Source organism: Burkholderia sp. AU30198 (assembly GCF_020419825.1).
GTDB lineage: Bacteria > Pseudomonadota > Gammaproteobacteria > Burkholderiales > Burkholderiaceae > Burkholderia.
Genome location: NZ_JAIZSA010000001.1, coordinates 1,226,324 through 1,241,499, shown reverse-complemented (window position 1 = coordinate 1,241,499; position 15,176 = coordinate 1,226,324). Strand labels below are relative to the sequence as shown.

Below are 15,176 nucleotides of genomic sequence, written 5' to 3'. Positions count from 1 at the left end.
TCAGGCCGCTTCGGCGGACGTGGAAGTCGAAGCGGAAGCGGCGGGCGCGGCGACGGGCCGCGCGGTCGTGTCGTGTTGCGGCGCGCGATACGCGTGGTAGTCGGCGATCGAGAAGTGCGCGGTCGCCTGGCGGAAGCGCCACGTGAAGCCCGGCCACAGCGTCGTGTTCTTGCCGGTGCGCGGATCGAGGTACCAGCTCTTGCAGCCGCCCGTCGACCAGATCGCCTTCTTGAGCCGGCCTTGCAGGTCGCTGTTGAACTGCGCCTCGACGAGCGGGCGCACCTCGATCGCATCCGCCCGTTCGCGATGCATCGCCTGCAGCGCGCCGAGGATGTATTCGATCTGCGACTCGATCATGAACACCATCGAGTTGTGGCCGAGGCCGGTGTTCGGGCCGACGATCATGAAGAAGTTCGGGTAGCCGGGCAGCGTCGAGCCGAGATACGCGTGCGCACCGTCGCGCCATGCGTCGACGATGTCGAGCCCGCCGCGGCCGATGATCGCGCCGCGCGGATACGGATCGGCCACCTGGAAGCCGGTGCCGTAGATCAGGCAGTCGACTTCATGGCGGCGGCCGTCGGTCGTCACGACCGCGTCGGCTTCGATGTGGTCGATGCCGGTCGTGATCACGTCGACGTTCTTGCGCGACAGCGCCGGGTAGTAGTCGTTCGAGATCAGCACGCGCTTGCAGCCGAGCGTGTAGTTCGGCGTGACGGTCTTGCGCAGTTCCGGATCGGGAATCTGCTTGCGGATGTGGCGCAGCGCGAGCTTCTGCACGTTCTTCATCAGCGACGGATGGATCGCGAAGCCGAGCACGCGCGATTCGAGCATCCAGTAGATGCTGCTGCGCACGGCCTTCTGCGTGAACGGCAGCGTGCGGAACAGCCATTTCTCGAGCCCGGTCAGGTTGCGGTCGGGTTTCGGCATGATCCACGGCGGCGTGCGCTGGAACAGCGCGAGTTCCTTCACGCGCGGCGCGATCTGCGGCACGAACTGGATCGCGCTCGCGCCGGTGCCGATCACCGCGACGCGCTTGCCTTCGAGCGCGTAGTCGTGATCCCACTGCTGCGAATGGAACGCGCGGCCCTTGAAGTTCTCGACGCCGGGAATCGACGGCAGCGCGGCGCGCGACAGGCCGCCCATTCCTGACACCAGCACGCGCGCGGACAGCCGCTTGCCGTTCGCGAACGTGAGGCGCCAGCGCTGCGCGGCTTCGTCGTACTCGGCGCGCTGCAACTCGTGGTTCAGGCGCAGGTGCGGGCCGACGCCGAAGCGCTGCACGCAGTCTTCCAGATAGGCGCGGATCTCCGGCTGCGGCGCGAACATGCGCGTCCAGCGCGGGTTCGGCGCGAACGAGAACGAATAGACGTGCGATTGCACGTCGCATGCACACCCGGGGTAATGATTGTCGCGCCACGTGCCGCCGACCGACGCGGCCTTCTCGAGGACGACGAAGTCGGTCACGCCTGTCTGACGCAGGCGGATCGCCATCCCGAGGCCGGCGAAGCCGGTGCCGATGATGGCGATGTCGATGGTTTCGTCCAGGCCGTCGTGGCCGGGCGGACCGAAAGGCAACGTGCGAGCATTCATCCGGGTGTCTCCGATTTGGCTCATTTTCGAATGTTACATTGTTTGATGTAACGATAGTGGGTGAGCCCGGAAACCGCAAGAGGCTAGAAGCGGCGCTCTAAGGGCCGGAAGCCAGACGGGAAAAGGCTGAGCGGGGTTTGGAACGGGCCGCTTTCCGCATCGCGGGAGGCGTGGGAAGGGCCGTCGGTAGGGCGAGAGAGACGGCGGACGAGACCGCCGGCACGCGGCGGTCTGTTTGAAACAGTATCAGGGACGGATCGTTCGGGCGGCCGTCTCATGGAAAACCCCGGCCACGATCGTGACCTGCGCGAGCGCGTAGAGGCCCCAGATCAGGTAATCGATGCCCGGAAAGCCGCCGAGGAAGCGGCCGACGCCGATCAGCGTATCGGAGCCGACGAAGATCAGGCTGCCGATGGCCACCAGCGGGCCGCGCGTGCGGGCAGCGAGCGCGAAGCTCGCCATCGCGCACAGCACGAGCATGTAGACGGCGACCGGTGCCAGCAACTCGCCGAGGTGCGGAAGGAAGGCCACGTAGAACGCCGGCGCGGCGATCCACAGCCCGACGAGCGCGACGATGCGCCAGCCGTGCGGCCGCGTGCGCCAGCGCATGAAGATCGCGCAATAGCACAGGTGCGTGAGCAGGAACGCGCCGAGGCCGAGCACGAACGACAGCGGCCAGTCGGGCAGCGCGAGCAGCACGTCGCCGAGCACGGCTGTCACGAGTGCCGCGCACAGCCACGCGCGTTCGCGCGGCGCGGCGCAAGTGCTGCCCGCTGCGAGCAGGAGGATGCCCATCGCCGCTTTCGCGACGGCCTGGCCGGGATAGGGCGCGGCGGCGAGCGACAGCCCGTACAGCAACGCGGCGGCGACGGCGAGCGGCCAGAGCCGGCGGTAGGTGGCGGGAAGCGTGGCGATCAAGGCGGGTGTCTCCGGTTTGTTGTTGTCTGCGGTGGACGGCGCGCGGTCGAGGGCGCGGCTGTCGGCCATTATCCGGAAGAAAGGGCGGGCGAAAACCGGCGAATCCTTCTAGGAATCGAAGGCGGTGCGGGAGCGGTTGCCTTCTGCACTTTGCCCCGGTTGAACCGGGGCAACGACTTCAATTCGGCTTGCTATGATCGCCGCGGTATTGCCGTTGTCGATGTGGTTGTTGCTGTCGCTGTCGTTGTTCCGCCCGGCCGCGCGACTGGATGCGCAAGCCGATGCGGGCCCGATGAATCCATGCCGTGCCCGGCCCGTGTGCTCATGCGAAGCGGGGCAGGCTGACCTCCCCACGAAAACAGGTCCGACCATGACCGAACTTCTCCACGGCGACGGCGCGATCCGTCGCACGACGCCGTACGGCTCGTCGATCGAAAACACCTATGCGGGCGTGCTGTCGTTCATGCGCCGCAACTATTCGCGCGAACTCGACGGCGTCGACGTCGCGATCTCCGGCGTGCCACTCGACCTCGCGACGACTTACCGCTCCGGCGCGCGGCTCGGCCCGGCCGCGATCCGCGCGGCGAGCGTGCAGCTCGCGGAGCTTCATCCGTACCCGTGGGGCTTCAACCCGTTCGACGATCTCGCGGCCATCGACTACGGCGACTGCTGGTTCGACGCGCACAACCCGCTGTCGATCAAGCCCGCGATCGTCGAGCATGCGCGCACGATCCTCGGTTCCGGCGCGAAGATGCTGACGCTCGGCGGCGACCACTACATCACGTATCCGCTGCTGGTCGCGCATGCGGAGCGCTACGGCAAGCCGCTGTCGCTGATCCATTTCGACGCGCACTGCGATACGTGGGCCGACGACGATCCGGACAGCCTCAATCACGGGACGATGTTCTACAAGGCCGTAAAGGAAGGGTTGATCGATCCGGCGACGTCGGTACAGGTCGGCATCCGCACATGGAACGACGATTTTCTCGGCATCGAGCGGCTCGATGCGGCGTGGGTACATGACCACGGTTCGCGCGCGGCGGTCGAGCGGATCGTCGATATCGTCGGTGCGCGGCCCGCGTACCTGACGTTCGATATCGATTGCCTCGATCCGGCGTTCGCACCCGGCACGGGCACGCCGGTCGCGGGCGGGCTTTCTTCGGCACAGGCGCTCGCGATCGTGCGCGCGCTCGGCGCGGTGAACCTGGTCGGTGCGGATGTGGTCGAGGTGGCGCCTGCTTACGACCACGCGGACATCACGGCGATCGCGGCCGCGCATGTCGCGTGCGATTTGCTGTGTTTGTGGCGGCAGAAGAAGGTGGCGGGGGCGCTGAAGTAAGTCGGCATGCCGGGCATGCGCGTGCCGCCGGCGCGGTGCGCGTATCGCCGGATCGATGTGCTGTTTGCATTCCGTGGATTCGGCGAAAAAGTCTTCACGGATTTCCGTAGAGGGGCCGTGCCGACTCGTTGGCGACATCCGCGAAACGTCAGCGGGTGGCTGCTTCCATATGCCAACGAGGCGTTGGCGTGTCACTGATGACATGCGCGGACAACATCAACCGAGAAGCTAGCGACTCCTGAAAAAAGCAGCAAGCATGTCGTCTTCCGGAGCCGCACGATGCGTCGCCTGCTGCTTTCCCGACCGTCCACGGGATCGCGAATGATCCGCCTCGATGCCGGCGCCATCAGGCCACGTTCCCGTATAAACCGCACGCGGCCTGATGAGATCGGATTGCTCGCGCTGCTCCAGCCCATGCGCGATCCAGCCGATCGAGCGGCCAAGCGCGAACAGGCCGAATGCGGCACCGACGGGAAGCCGCAAATGTCTGCGCAGTGCCACCAGCGCGAGATCCAGGGAGGGCTTGTGGCCGACGAGCGCGCTGCCAGCATCGATCATCCTTTTCCATTGAGGATGGCGCGGCAGGATCCGCGACAACAGATACGTCGCGCGCACGTCGCCGTCGGGATAGAGCGCATGTCCGAAGCCGGGCAAGCCGTCTCCCCGGGCCAGACGCGCGCCCATTTTTTGCTCGATGTCCTTATTACCCAGCTCGTCCCACAGGGCTTCGCCACGCGCGGTAGTGGCGCCGTGCCGCTCGCCCGACAGGCCGGCCAGGCCGCCGACCACGACGGCACGCAAGCTCGCGTTCGTCGACGCGATGCATCGCCCCGTGAAGCTCGACGCGTTCAGTTCGTGGTCCGCGCACAGCACGAGTGCCATCCGGATCAGTTCTGCACCCGCAGGCCCGACGCCCCACGCCCGCGCGCATTGCACATGGATGGGCGCTGTGTCGATGCGGGTTCGCAACAGGCAGGCGGCCAGAATCCGCACGAGATCACCACAACCCTGCGCGTGACGATCGGTCGATTGCTGCCAGATCGCGGTTGGCGCGTCCTCGCTTGCGACGGTGAAGAGCGGTAGCAGGGCCTGCTCGGCGCGTTGATCGGCGTAGTGCCTGAAGAGCGTTCGCAGTACCGCGGGCGTAGCGGGAACGTGACGGCCGAAAGCAGTCTCCTCGTCGCATCGCCATAGCAGCGCCGCGACTTCCTCGAGACTCGTGCGGGCAGCGAGATCGAGTGCATCCACACCGCGATAGAAGAGCCGGCCGCCATCGATCAACGTGATGCTCGACTCGAGCACGGGCGAGCCCCAGTTCAGCGCGGCCTTCGCCACTTCCTTCGGCTTGCGGCCTCGTGCGCGTTGATCCGCGAGCCGCTCGACATCGGCCGCGAGGTAGCGGCTTTCACGGTGGCTGCCGCCCGGTTCCGCGCGAAGCAGGCCGCGGCTGACGTATGCATAGAGGGTTTGCCGTGAGACACCGAGCCTTGCCGCGGCTTCGGTCGAATTCAGGTAGTTCGACATCGTGCGCAGGGGGAATCGTTCGACAGGTTGATCAGGATAATCAACGTTGACAGCAAATGCGAGCGAGACGATCTTTGCGTCACCTAATTCATGCGAGGCGAACATGCGTATCGATCAAATGTCGAGGGAATGGGCCGTGGCCGATGAGGATCGGGTGTCGCGTCATCTGCGGGCGTTCTGGCTGGCGGCGGGTGGGTCTCAGGCGTTCCTCGAATCGTGCAGCTTCAGCGGGTCGGGCGAGCTGGTTTCCGCGTTTCGCGTAACCGACCTGGCCACGGCGGCAATCGGCGCGGCAGGGACGTCCGTTGCCGAATTGCTGCATGCGTCGACCGGAACGACGCCGTCGGTGCGGGTCGACCGGCGCATGGCGTCGCTGTGGTTCGGCACGTCGCTGCGTCCGCAGGGCTGGACGATGCCGCCTCAATGGGATCCGGTGGCCGGCAACTATCGGGCGCGCGATCGCTGGATCCGGTTGCACACCAATGCGCCGCATCACCGACTGGCCGCCTTGTCGGTGCTCGACTGTGCCGCCGATGCACAGGCGGTCGCGCAAGCGGTGAGTCGCTGGGATGCCGGTGCGCTCGAAGACGCGATCGTCGAGCGCGGTGGTTGTGCCGCGGCGATGTACTCGGCACAGGAGTGGGCCGAGCATCCGCAGGGCAAGGCGGTCGCAACCGAACCGTTGCTGCATGTTCATGCCGGGACCGATGCCGTCGCGCGTGACTGGCGGCCGGCGAAAGACCGGCCGTTGCGCGGCATTCGCGTGCTCGACCTGACGCGCATTCTCGCCGGCCCGGTGGCGACGCGGTTTCTTGCGGGCCTGGGCGCCGACGTGCTGCGGATCGATCCGTACGGTTGGGAAGAACCGGGTACGGTGCCCGAAGTCGTCCTCGGCAAGCGATGTGCGCGGCTGAACCTGAAGGATGCCGCGGATCTCGATACGCTCAAGCAGCTGCTCGGCAGCGCGGATATCGTCGTGCACGGTTACCGGTCCGACGCGCTGGCGCGCCTCGGGCTCGACGCTGCGCATCGGCGCGAACTGAATCCTGCGCTGATCGATGTGTCGCTCGACGCTTATGGCTGGAGCGGTGAATGGCGGTGCCGGCGCGGCTTCGACAGCCTCATTCAAACGAGCACGGGAATCGCTGAGGCGGGCATGCGCGTGATGGGCGGCGATGCACCGGTGAACCTGCCCGTTCAGGCCATTGACCACGCGACGGGCTACCTGATGGCGACGGCCGCGATCCGCGGGCTGACGACGCGAATGAAACAGGGTGTCGGTACGGAGGTCCGCGCGTCGCTGGCGCGTACGGCGGTCGATTTGCAGCTGCGGTCGGAGCCCATGAGCGAGGTGGTCGAACTGGTCGCCGACGGTCAAGGTGATCGTGCGGAGCACGTCGAACCGACGTCATGGGGGCCGGCATCCCGGCTCCTGCCGCCAGTGCAGATCGACGATGCACCGCTCCGATGGTTTTATCCGGCACGCGCGCTAGGTGCGTACGAACCCGAGTGGTTGTCTTCGAACGGCGATCTTTGAGGCGGGGCGATGAATCGGCGGGTGTCGGTGCGTGGCGGCGGGACGGGAATCGACCCGGCCACGGCGACGCATTGCGCTCAGCGCAATGCGCAGGTTGTCATCATCGGACTGCGCGTGAACGTGTTGGAACACGCGGCCGAAGCGATCGAAGGCGTGTTTCCCGATGCGCCCTCCACCGTGCCCTGGCTGCCGGCGTGGGCGTGCCTGATCGGGTGGAACGCGATCGGGATACGCTGACAGAGCGGTTCGAGACCCTCGATATGGTGGTCAACGCGGCCGCTGGAGAGGGGGCGGGCGAGTGAAGCAAATAGGCGCGCGCAGGCCGCCGGCGCGTTGCTGGATCGATGGCCGGGCGTTGCCTTTAACCGCGCGTGTCGACCCAGTTGCGTGCCCAGCGGGCCGAATGCTGCAATGCCTGCTCCTCACTCGTGAAGTAATCGAGCGAATAGAACTGGTAGCGGCCTTCGGTGCGTGGGCTGCCGGCGCGTTCCAGCAGCAAGTTGGATGAAAAGCTTCCGTCGGGCAAACGATGCGCCGAGGGGTGAACGGCATAGCCGTTGTATTGTTGAATTTGTTTGTTCTGCATTTTAATTTTAATAATGTTCGAGTGCGCGCGTGCCGTGCGGAATGTGCACGGGTGCGCCGATTCAAGCCATTGCGAGCTGAATCTGAAGCAGTCGTAAAGCGAAAAAGGGCTTCGCAGCCAGAGGGGGAATGAAGTGCAACGAGGCGTGTGGCGCTAGGCGAGCTGCGGAATGAACCGTTGCAGCTAAGAGCAATTGCGCCAACTTTGGGAGACCAATCTCCGCGAGGATGTCGCTGCAACCCGGCGCCCGTTACGGGAGGCCGGGTCCTTCAAACTTTACAGCGGCTTGATGTTGGCCGCTTGCAGACCCTTCGGGCCTTGCTTCGTTTCGAAGCTCACCTTCTGATTTTCAGCCAGCGTCTTGAAGCCGTCGGCGCGAATTTCGGAGAAATGAGCGAAGAGATCGTCGCCGCCGTTGTCGGGCGTGATGAAGCCAAAGCCTTTGCTGTCGTTGAACCACTTGACGATACCGGTATCCATGAAGATTCCTTGAGAAAAAAATATGAAGATTTGCTCTGTAAAAGAGCGCGTGAAGCGTCAAGGAGGGAGAGGACAACGAATACCGCCGAGGAGCGATCAATTGATGAACAGCAATCGGACTTCTTGAACTTCGGTCGAAACATTAACCGCTGGGCGGTGCTGGCGTCAATCGTTAACTTGTAACTATTTCACCAGGCGGTCGGATTGGCGGATGAAGCGATGTGGCCCTGCCAGGCTGCGCGCGCTCCCCGGCATGACGTGCAGGTTGAACAGGGCCTGATGGGGTTGGTGGCGCTGAACGACCCGAAGCAGCCACAGAGCCTGATCCAAAGCCGCCATTCGAATCGGGGATCACCTTGCGACGGGGCATCGCTTCGCGGTCGTCCTCGATAAACATAAAAGCGAGACCCGCGCTCTGGTCGAACGCCGACCGTTCGTCCCGCGTTTCCTGAAAATTCGACAAGAACGAAAAAGGCCGATGCGTCGTGCACCCGTCATGCGCCGGAGCAAACGGCCGAAGCAATCGGCGGCGCGTGTTCCGATGCGCCACCGATCGTGCGAGATGGATGACAGCTGCTTCCGATGCGGCAAGGACGATCAACTGTCCTGAAGGCCCGCATCGTCGACAGGCGCGCTCCGTACTACAAGAACAAGCGATAGGCGAGATTGTTGCCTTCCTCGATGTACGGATAGCCGAGCGTCGACAGGAAGCGTTCGAATTCGACGCGATCGGCCTGCGGCACTTGCAGCCCGACGAGGATCGAGCTGTAGTCCGCGCCCTGGTTGCGGTAGTGGAACAGGCTGATGTTCCAGTCCGGCGCCATCGCGGACAGGAACTTCATCAGCGCGCCCGGCCGTTCCGGGAATTCGAAGCGGAACAGGCGCTCGTCGAGTGCGAGCGGCGAACGGCCGCCCACCATGTAGCGGATGTGTTCCTTCGACAGTTCGTCGTGCGTCAGGTCGATGGTCGTGAAGCCGTGCGATTCGAAGTTCGCGGCGATTTCGGCCGATTCGCCGCGGCGCTTGATCTGCATGCCGACGAAGAAGTGCGCGGATTGCGCGTCGGCGATCCGGTAGTTGAACTCGGTCACGTTGCGGTCACTGACGAGCGCGCAGAAACGCCTGAAGCTGCCGCGTTCCTCGGGGATCGTGACCGCGAACACGGCTTCGCGCGCCTCACCGACCTCCGCGCGCTCGGCGACGAAGCGCATCCGGTCGAAGTTCACGTTCGCGCCGGACGTGACCGCAATGAGCGTCTGGTTCTCGATGCCTTCGCGTTCCGCATAGCGCTTCGCGCCCGCGACCGCGAGTGCGCCGGCCGGTTCGAGCACGCTGCGGGTATCCTGGAACACGTCCTTGATGGCCGCACATAGTGCATCGGTGTCGACCGTCACGACGCCATCCAGGTGTTCGGCACACAGCCTGAACGTTTCCTCGCCGACGAGCTTCACCGCGGTGCCGTCCGAGAACAGGCCGACCTCGGTCAGCTCGACGCGTCGACCGGCCGCGAGCGATTGCGCCATCGCGCATGAATCGTCGGTCTGCACGCCGATGACCTTGATCTCCGGGCGCACGGCCTTGACGTAGGTGGCAATGCCGGACGCGAGACTGCCGCCGCCGATCGGCACGAAGATCGCATGGATCGGGCCCTGGTGCTGGCGCAGGATTTCCATCGCGACCGTGCCCTGGCCGGCGATCACGTATGGATCGTCGAACGGGTGGACGAACGTGAGATCGCGCTCCGCTTGCACCTTGACCGCGTGCTGATACGCGTCGCTGTACGACTCGCCCGCCTGGATGACCTCGACCGTCGCGCCGCCATGCGCGCGTACCGCATCGACCTTCACCTGAGGCGTCGTGACGGGCACGACGATCACCGCCTTGACACCCATCCGGGCCGCCGAGAACGCGACACCCTGCGCGTGATTGCCGGCCGACGCCGTAATCACGCCGCGCGCGAGCGCGTCCGCCGGAATATGCGCCATCTTGTTGTACGCGCCGCGCAGCTTGAACGAGAACACCGGCTGGTTGTCCTCGCGCTTCAGGTAGACGGGGTTCCGCAACCGGGCCGACAGGTTGCGGGCGGGTTGGAGTTCGGTCTCGCGCGCGACGTCGTAGACACGCGCAGTGAGAATTTTCTTGACGTAGTCGATTGGCGGTCGGGTTTGCGCGGCAAGCGTGGTGCAAGCGTCAGGCGAGCTTCGGTACAAGGGCACGGTCATTTCCTTTCGAGGGCGGGTTTGAAATGCCCTGGGCGGAAATGAAAAAACCCGCCTCAGGGGCGGGTTGTCGTCATTGAGCCGGATGCGCGCTAACCCACCATTCGAAGAATGGTGCGAATAATCAGCGCGATGGTGAATGCTCGGCAGCTCATGTGTTCAAGCATCAACCATGGCAACGGTAGTTGTCAACTGTATCGAGCGAATTCCGGCCATCATGGATGGCTGCCTGGTCGAGTGCCGGTACTTCGCGTCGCCTTTCCCGGCAATCCGTGACAAGCAGCGAACCAGGCCGACGGGCAGGGTGCCGGTCGGCCTGGTTCGAATCAATGCGCGCCGCGATGTTCGCGTTACTTTGCGGCGAGCGCGGGCGCGATGCGCTTGTCGACCCATGCGTTGTCGGCCACGCTCAGTTTCTGCGGAATCAGCTTCGCCGCATAAAACGCATCGGCGACACCTTGCTGGGCCGCGACGATCTTTTCGTCGAGCGGTACTGCGCCAAACGGGACACGCTTGATCCACGTTTCGACGAGCGGTTGCGGCAGGCCGACCTTCGGTGCGATCAGCGCGGCCGTGTCGGCCGGATGCGTGTTGACCCACTGGCCCGTCTCGCGCGCCTGCTTCAGGATCGCGCCGACCACGTCGGGATGCTGCTGCGCGAAATCGCGCGTGGCTTCGTAGAAGTTGTTGGTCGCCGCGAGGCCTGTGTAGTCGGACAGCGTGCGCACCTTCAGCGCATTTTGCGCCGCTGCATAGTACGGATCCCAGACGACCCACGCATCGACGTTGCCGCTCTCGAACGCGGCGCGCGCGTCGGCCGGCGCAAGGTACACGGGGCGGATTTCGTCGTAGCGCACGCCGGCCTTCTTCAGTGCTTCGAGCAACAGGTAGTTCGCGCTCGAGCCCTTCTGCAACGCGATCTTCTTGCCGCGCAGGCCGGCGACCGAACGGATCGGCGAATCGGCCTTCACGACCACGGCTTCATTGTGCGGCGCCGGCGGTTCCGCGCCGACATAGACGAAGTGCACGCCGGCCGCCTGCGCGAACACGGGTGGCGGCGCACCCGTATAGCCGAAGTCGATGCTGTTCGCGTTCAGCGCTTCGAGCAGTTGCGGGCCGGCCGGGAATTCGAACCACTGGACGCCATAGCCGAGCGGCTTGAGCCGCGCTTCGAGCGAGCCTTGCGCCTTGATGACCGACAGCAGGCCGGCCTTCTGGTAGCCGATGCGCACGACCTTGTCGGCGCCGCCTTGCGCGAAGGCCGACGCGGCGGACAGTGCGACGAGCGTGACGGCGGCGGTGCGGGCGATCCAGCGGGTGAAACGAATCATCGAACGGACTCCATGCAAAACGTCTTCGGGCGAGCGGTGGTGCCGCTCGGTTGGAAGAATCGTCGCATGGGCGATCACACCCGCAAACGAAGCATTGCCGATATCAATATGACGGCGGCGCGCCTATGCTTCGTCGCTGCCGTTTTCCGATGCCGGCGTGCCGGATTGTCGCGCGGCCTCGTCGCTGAGCTTCTTGTCGAGGATCGTCGCGACGCGGCCGCCGAGATACGCGCTCGCCGCGGTTTCGAGTGCGCGGTTCGTCTCGCCCTCGACGAACACGGCCGCGAGCGGGCGCAGGCGCCAGATCGCATCGACCAGTTCGGGCACGTCGGTGGCGGGCGGCAGCGTGCCGGCGTCGTAGCGGTCGAGCCGCTTCACGACGAGATCGACGAGCAGTCGCGCAATCGCGTCGAAATGCGGCCGCGCGAGGCTGATCACGTCGAGCAGTTCGCGCGGCGGGATGCCTTCCTTCGTCATCGCGGCTGCCGCTTCGAGCAGCGCGGGGCTCTTCGCGACGAACGACAGGCCGCGCCGTTCGAGCAGGCCGAGTTCGGTCACGCGTGACAGCTGCGTGGTCGCCTGCGGGCCGAACATCTGCGCGAGCGCGGCAAGCGAATACGTTTTCGGCAGTTCGTGCGACCAGCGGCCGCCGATCGCGTTTTCGAGGCCGAGGATCGAGCGCAGGTCGTGGCCTTCGTCGATCGCCTTGATCAGGTCCTGGATGTTCGACAGCGTGTAGCCGCGTGCGAGCAGGTGGTTGATCAGCTTCAGGCGCGCGACGTGCGTGTCGTCGTAGATGCCGACGCGGCCGCGCTTTTCCGGCGGCGCGAGCAGCCCGCGATCCTGGTAGGCGCGGACATTGCGCACGGTCGTGTCGGACACGCGTGCAAGTTCGTCGACCGTGTACTCGTTGCGGGAGTCCGGCGCCGCCTCGTCGGGTGTGGAATGAGTCTGTTTTGACATGCGGCCATTCTAGCGCGACGCGACAGGCTCCGGCGAGACGGGGAGCGTGTTCGCGCCATTGCCGAGCGGGCGCTGCAGCAGCGCCGTATCGATCCAGCGGCCGTGCTTGAAACCGGCCGCCTTCAGCATGCCGGCCGGCTCGAAGCCGAACGCGCGATGCAGCGACGTCGAGCCGCCGGTGCCGCCGTCGGCGATCACCGCGATCATCTGCCGCCACGGGCCGGCCTCGCAGCGTTCGATCAGCGCCGCGAGCAGCGCGCGCCCGATCCCGCGCCCGCGCTGCGCATCGTCGATGTAGATCGAGTCCTCGATCGTGAAGCGGTACGCACTGCGCGTGCGGTACGGCGTCGCGTACGCGTAGCCGGCCACGCGGCCGTCGCATTCGGCGACGAGATACGGCAGTCCGTGGTGCAGCACCGCGTCGCGGCGCGCGCGCAGTTCGTCGACGTCGGGCGGTGTTTCCTCGAACGACGCGACGCTGTGGTGCACGTGGTGCGCATAGATCGCGTGGATCGCATCGAGGTCGGCGTCGGTCGCGTCGCGAACGACGCAGGCGGGGGCGGTGTGCATGGCGGCGGGTCCGGCGAATTCAGAACGCAAACCACTACTATGCCGGCCGCCTGGGCGCATGGCAAAGCCGTGCGCGGCCGCGGCCGCCTAGAGCCGTCCGTCCGCCGCGTGAACGGCATCGGCGATCGCGTCGGCGACTCGCTGCACGCGCGGCGACCGACGCACGTCCGGATGGACGACGAGCCAGATCTCGCGCTCGATGTCGCAACGCGGTGCGGCCGTCAGCTCGACGAGCGGCGCGCCGGCGTGCGCGGCCGGATCGTCGACGAGAAACCTCGGCAGCAGCGCGACGCCGGCACCGGCCGCGCACGCACGATGTTGGGCGGCCAGGTCGTTGGTGACGAATGCGAAACGGCGTCCGGCCGCGAAGCGGGCGAGCCACTGGTGCTGCGGCGTTTGCGCGAGCGCATCGTCGTAGCCGACGAACGGCCAGGTGTCGGGCGGCGCGTCCGCCCATTCCGGCGTCGCGCACAGCGCGAAGCGCATCGTGCCGAGCCGGCGCGCGGCGAGCCCCGGCTCGGTCGGCCGCGACAGCCGCACCGCGAGATCGGCTTCGCGTGCGTACAGGTTCGCCGCGTGCATCTCGCCCAGCAGGTCGATCCGCAGCGCAGGCCATGCGCGCTGCGCGCGGGCAAGCCGCGGCGCAAGGAAATGGCTCGCGAACACCGGCGACGCCGATACGCGCACCACGCCGTCGAACGCCGCCGCGCCCTGGGCGGCGCGCGCGAACGCATGCGCGTCGGTTTCGAGGCGGGCGGCATGCTCGGCAAGGTGCAGCCCTTCGTCGGTCGGCGGCCAGCCGCGCGGCAGCCGGTCGAACAGCCGGATGCCGAGCGCCGACTCCAGCGCGTCGATGCGCCGTGCGACCGTCGAATGCTGAACCTGCAGCGCCCGCGCGGCGGCCGACAGGCTGCCGCTGCGCATCACCGCGAGGAAATAGCGGATGTCGTCCCAGCTCATCGGTAACGCGGATGCGGGAGCGGAATCCTGATCGGTTGAATTTTGCACAGTAGATGGGCGTTTTGCGTGAATTCCGTTCGATTATGCACGATGGGATGATCGTGTCACTTCATTCGATTACGAGGAACGTCATGCCCCAGACTGCCACTGCCATCCGGATCGGGATCGATCGTTACGGCGACGCCGGCGTGTTGCGCCGCGTCGATGCAGCCGTCGCGCCGCCCGGCGCCGGCGAAGTGCGGATTCGCCAGACCGCGATCGGCGTGAATTTCGTCGACATCTATTTCAGGACGGGGGCGCACGCGTTGCCCGCGCTGCCGGACGCGCTCGGCGTCGAGGCGGCCGGCGTGATCGATGCGGTCGGGCCCGGCGTGACGGCACTCGTCCCCGGCCAGCGCGTCGCGTATGCGGGCATGCCGACCGGCAGCTATGCGAGCCTGCGCACGATGCCGGTCGAGCGCGTGCTGCCGATCCCCGACGGCCTGAGCGACGAAGCCGCCGCCGCCGGGCTGCTGAAAGGGATCACGGTTTATATGCTGCTGCATCGCGTCCGGCAGGTCGGTGCCGGCGACACGGTGCTCGTGCATGCGGCGGCCGGCGGCGTCGGGCTGCTGGCGACGCAATGGGCGCGTGCGCTCGGCGCGCGGGTGATCGGCACGGTCGGGTCGGCCGCGAAAGCCGCGCTCGCGCGCACGCACGGCGCCGACGCGGTCGTCGATTATCGCGAGGCGGATTTTGTCGCGGCGGCACGCGCGTTCGGCGGCGGCGCGGGGGTCGATTTTGCGATCGACGGGATCGGCGGCGACGTGCTGACGCGCACGCTCGGCGCGGTCCGTCCGTTCGGGATGGTCGCGAGCATCGGGCAGGTGGCTGCGATCGGTGCGCGGCAGACGTTCGATCTCGACGAACTGGGGCCGGCGCGGTCGATCGCGCTGGCGCGGCCGAGCGTGCTCGGCTTCATCGCGCGCGACGTTGACGGATATCGGGAGGCTGCGCGCGCGACGCTCGACCGGCTGGCGGGCGGGATGCATATGGAGATCGGTGCGCGGATACCGCTCGAACAGGCAGCCGATGCACACCGGTTGCTGGAGTCGCGCGCGACGACGGGTGGGGTCGTGCTGCTGCCTTGACGGCGGGCGGATGGGGATCGCGATGCGGC

The 15,176-nt window shown here is 66.3% G+C and carries 14 protein-coding genes; 4 read left to right on the top strand and 10 right to left on the bottom strand.

The genetic code is table 11. The features are described from left to right. Positions 1-1,590, bottom strand: coding sequence for a flavin-containing monooxygenase (locus LGN19_RS05370; RefSeq protein WP_174956259.1), 1,590 nt, complete (start codon positions 1,588-1,590; stop codon positions 1-3). 246 nt (positions 1,591-1,836) lie between these two features. Further along, the gene (locus tag LGN19_RS05365; RefSeq protein ID WP_226213490.1) at positions 1,837-2,508 is read right to left on the bottom strand and encodes a lysoplasmalogenase; all 672 of its coding nucleotides are present in this window, start codon (positions 2,506-2,508) and stop codon (positions 1,837-1,839) included. 370 nt (positions 2,509-2,878) lie between these two features. Between LGN19_RS05365 and speB the strand changes: the two genes are divergently transcribed. Then, a complete protein-coding gene (speB, locus tag LGN19_RS05360) occupies positions 2,879-3,847 on the top strand; it encodes an agmatinase (RefSeq protein ID WP_089452548.1) in 969 nt (322 codons plus the stop codon). A 228-nt stretch (positions 3,848-4,075) separates the two neighbouring features. On the opposite strand, the gene LGN19_RS05355 is transcribed toward speB, so the two are convergent. After that, complete coding sequence (locus LGN19_RS05355; RefSeq protein WP_226213520.1) at positions 4,076-5,371, bottom strand: citrate synthase family protein; 1,296 nt, start codon at positions 5,369-5,371, stop codon at positions 4,076-4,078. Positions 5,372-5,474: 103 nt separating this feature from the next. Between LGN19_RS05355 and LGN19_RS05350 the strand changes: the two genes are divergently transcribed. Both LGN19_RS05350 and LGN19_RS05345 read left to right on the top strand, forming a co-directional pair. Beyond that, on the top strand, positions 5,475-6,908 hold the full coding sequence (locus LGN19_RS05350) for a CoA transferase (RefSeq protein ID WP_226213489.1): 1,434 nt from the start codon (positions 5,475-5,477) through the stop codon (positions 6,906-6,908). A gap of 9 nt (positions 6,909-6,917) precedes the next feature. Then, positions 6,918-7,145, top strand: coding sequence for a hypothetical protein (locus LGN19_RS05345; protein WP_226213488.1), 228 nt, complete (start codon positions 6,918-6,920; stop codon positions 7,143-7,145). Between the two features lie 124 nt (positions 7,146-7,269). Here LGN19_RS05345 and LGN19_RS05340 read toward each other — a convergent pair whose 3' ends face one another. The 7 genes from LGN19_RS05340 to LGN19_RS05310 all read right to left on the bottom strand — a co-directional run bounded on the left by LGN19_RS05340 (position 7,270) and on the right by LGN19_RS05310 (position 14,017). Next, entirely contained in the window at positions 7,270-7,494 is a 225-nt protein-coding gene (locus tag LGN19_RS05340; RefSeq protein WP_122947410.1) for a hypothetical protein, read from the bottom strand. A 276-nt stretch (positions 7,495-7,770) separates the two neighbouring features. Next, the gene (locus LGN19_RS05335; protein WP_006485974.1) at positions 7,771-7,974 is read right to left on the bottom strand and encodes a cold-shock protein; all 204 of its coding nucleotides are present in this window, start codon (positions 7,972-7,974) and stop codon (positions 7,771-7,773) included. Positions 7,975-8,615: 641 nt separating this feature from the next. Beyond that, the gene (gene ilvA / locus LGN19_RS05330; RefSeq protein WP_226213519.1) at positions 8,616-10,184 is read right to left on the bottom strand and encodes a threonine ammonia-lyase, biosynthetic; all 1,569 of its coding nucleotides are present in this window, start codon (positions 10,182-10,184) and stop codon (positions 8,616-8,618) included. A 359-nt stretch (positions 10,185-10,543) separates the two neighbouring features. After that, a complete protein-coding gene (locus LGN19_RS05325; protein ID WP_122947409.1) occupies positions 10,544-11,524 on the bottom strand; it encodes a sulfonate ABC transporter substrate-binding protein in 981 nt (326 codons plus the stop codon). A 123-nt stretch (positions 11,525-11,647) separates the two neighbouring features. Beyond that, positions 11,648-12,487, bottom strand: coding sequence for a MerR family transcriptional regulator (locus LGN19_RS05320; RefSeq protein ID WP_122947408.1), 840 nt, complete (start codon positions 12,485-12,487; stop codon positions 11,648-11,650). Between the two features lie 9 nt (positions 12,488-12,496). Continuing rightward, positions 12,497-13,057, bottom strand: coding sequence for a GNAT family N-acetyltransferase (locus tag LGN19_RS05315; protein ID WP_226213487.1), 561 nt, complete (start codon positions 13,055-13,057; stop codon positions 12,497-12,499). A gap of 87 nt (positions 13,058-13,144) precedes the next feature. Further along, positions 13,145-14,017 (bottom strand): LysR family transcriptional regulator, encoded by an 873-nt coding sequence (locus tag LGN19_RS05310; RefSeq protein WP_226213486.1) that lies wholly within the window; start codon positions 14,015-14,017, stop codon positions 13,145-13,147. A 131-nt stretch (positions 14,018-14,148) separates the two neighbouring features. Between LGN19_RS05310 and LGN19_RS05305 the strand changes: the two genes are divergently transcribed. After that, the gene (locus LGN19_RS05305) at positions 14,149-15,147 is read left to right on the top strand and encodes a quinone oxidoreductase family protein (RefSeq protein ID WP_226213485.1); all 999 of its coding nucleotides are present in this window, start codon (positions 14,149-14,151) and stop codon (positions 15,145-15,147) included. Positions 15,148-15,176: the final 29 nt, after the last annotated feature.

Bases quoted from the DNA above. Each gene is read 5' to 3' on its own strand.
- LGN19_RS05345 (WP_226213488.1), top strand. From the start codon at position 6,918: ATGAATCGGCGGGTGTCGGTGCGTGGCGGCGGGACGGGAATCGACCCG.
- LGN19_RS05350 (WP_226213489.1), top strand. From the start codon at position 5,475: ATGCGTATCGATCAAATGTCGAGGGAATGGGCCGTGGCCGATGAGGAT.
- LGN19_RS05340 (WP_122947410.1), bottom strand. From the start codon at position 7,494: ATGCAGAACAAACAAATTCAACAATACAACGGCTATGCCGTTCACCCC.
- LGN19_RS05315 (WP_226213487.1), bottom strand. From the start codon at position 13,057: ATGCACACCGCCCCCGCCTGCGTCGTTCGCGACGCGACCGACGCCGAC.
- LGN19_RS05310 (WP_226213486.1), bottom strand. From the start codon at position 14,017: ATGAGCTGGGACGACATCCGCTATTTCCTCGCGGTGATGCGCAGCGGC.
- LGN19_RS05370 (WP_174956259.1), bottom strand. From the start codon at position 1,590: ATGAATGCTCGCACGTTGCCTTTCGGTCCGCCCGGCCACGACGGCCTG.
- speB (WP_089452548.1), top strand. From the start codon at position 2,879: ATGACCGAACTTCTCCACGGCGACGGCGCGATCCGTCGCACGACGCCG.
- LGN19_RS05335 (WP_006485974.1), bottom strand. From the start codon at position 7,974: ATGGATACCGGTATCGTCAAGTGGTTCAACGACAGCAAAGGCTTTGGC.
- LGN19_RS05325 (WP_122947409.1), bottom strand. From the start codon at position 11,524: ATGATTCGTTTCACCCGCTGGATCGCCCGCACCGCCGCCGTCACGCTC.
- LGN19_RS05305 (WP_226213485.1), top strand. From the start codon at position 14,149: ATGCCCCAGACTGCCACTGCCATCCGGATCGGGATCGATCGTTACGGC.
- LGN19_RS05355 (WP_226213520.1), bottom strand. From the start codon at position 5,371: ATGTCGAACTACCTGAATTCGACCGAAGCCGCGGCAAGGCTCGGTGTC.
- LGN19_RS05320 (WP_122947408.1), bottom strand. From the start codon at position 12,487: ATGTCAAAACAGACTCATTCCACACCCGACGAGGCGGCGCCGGACTCC.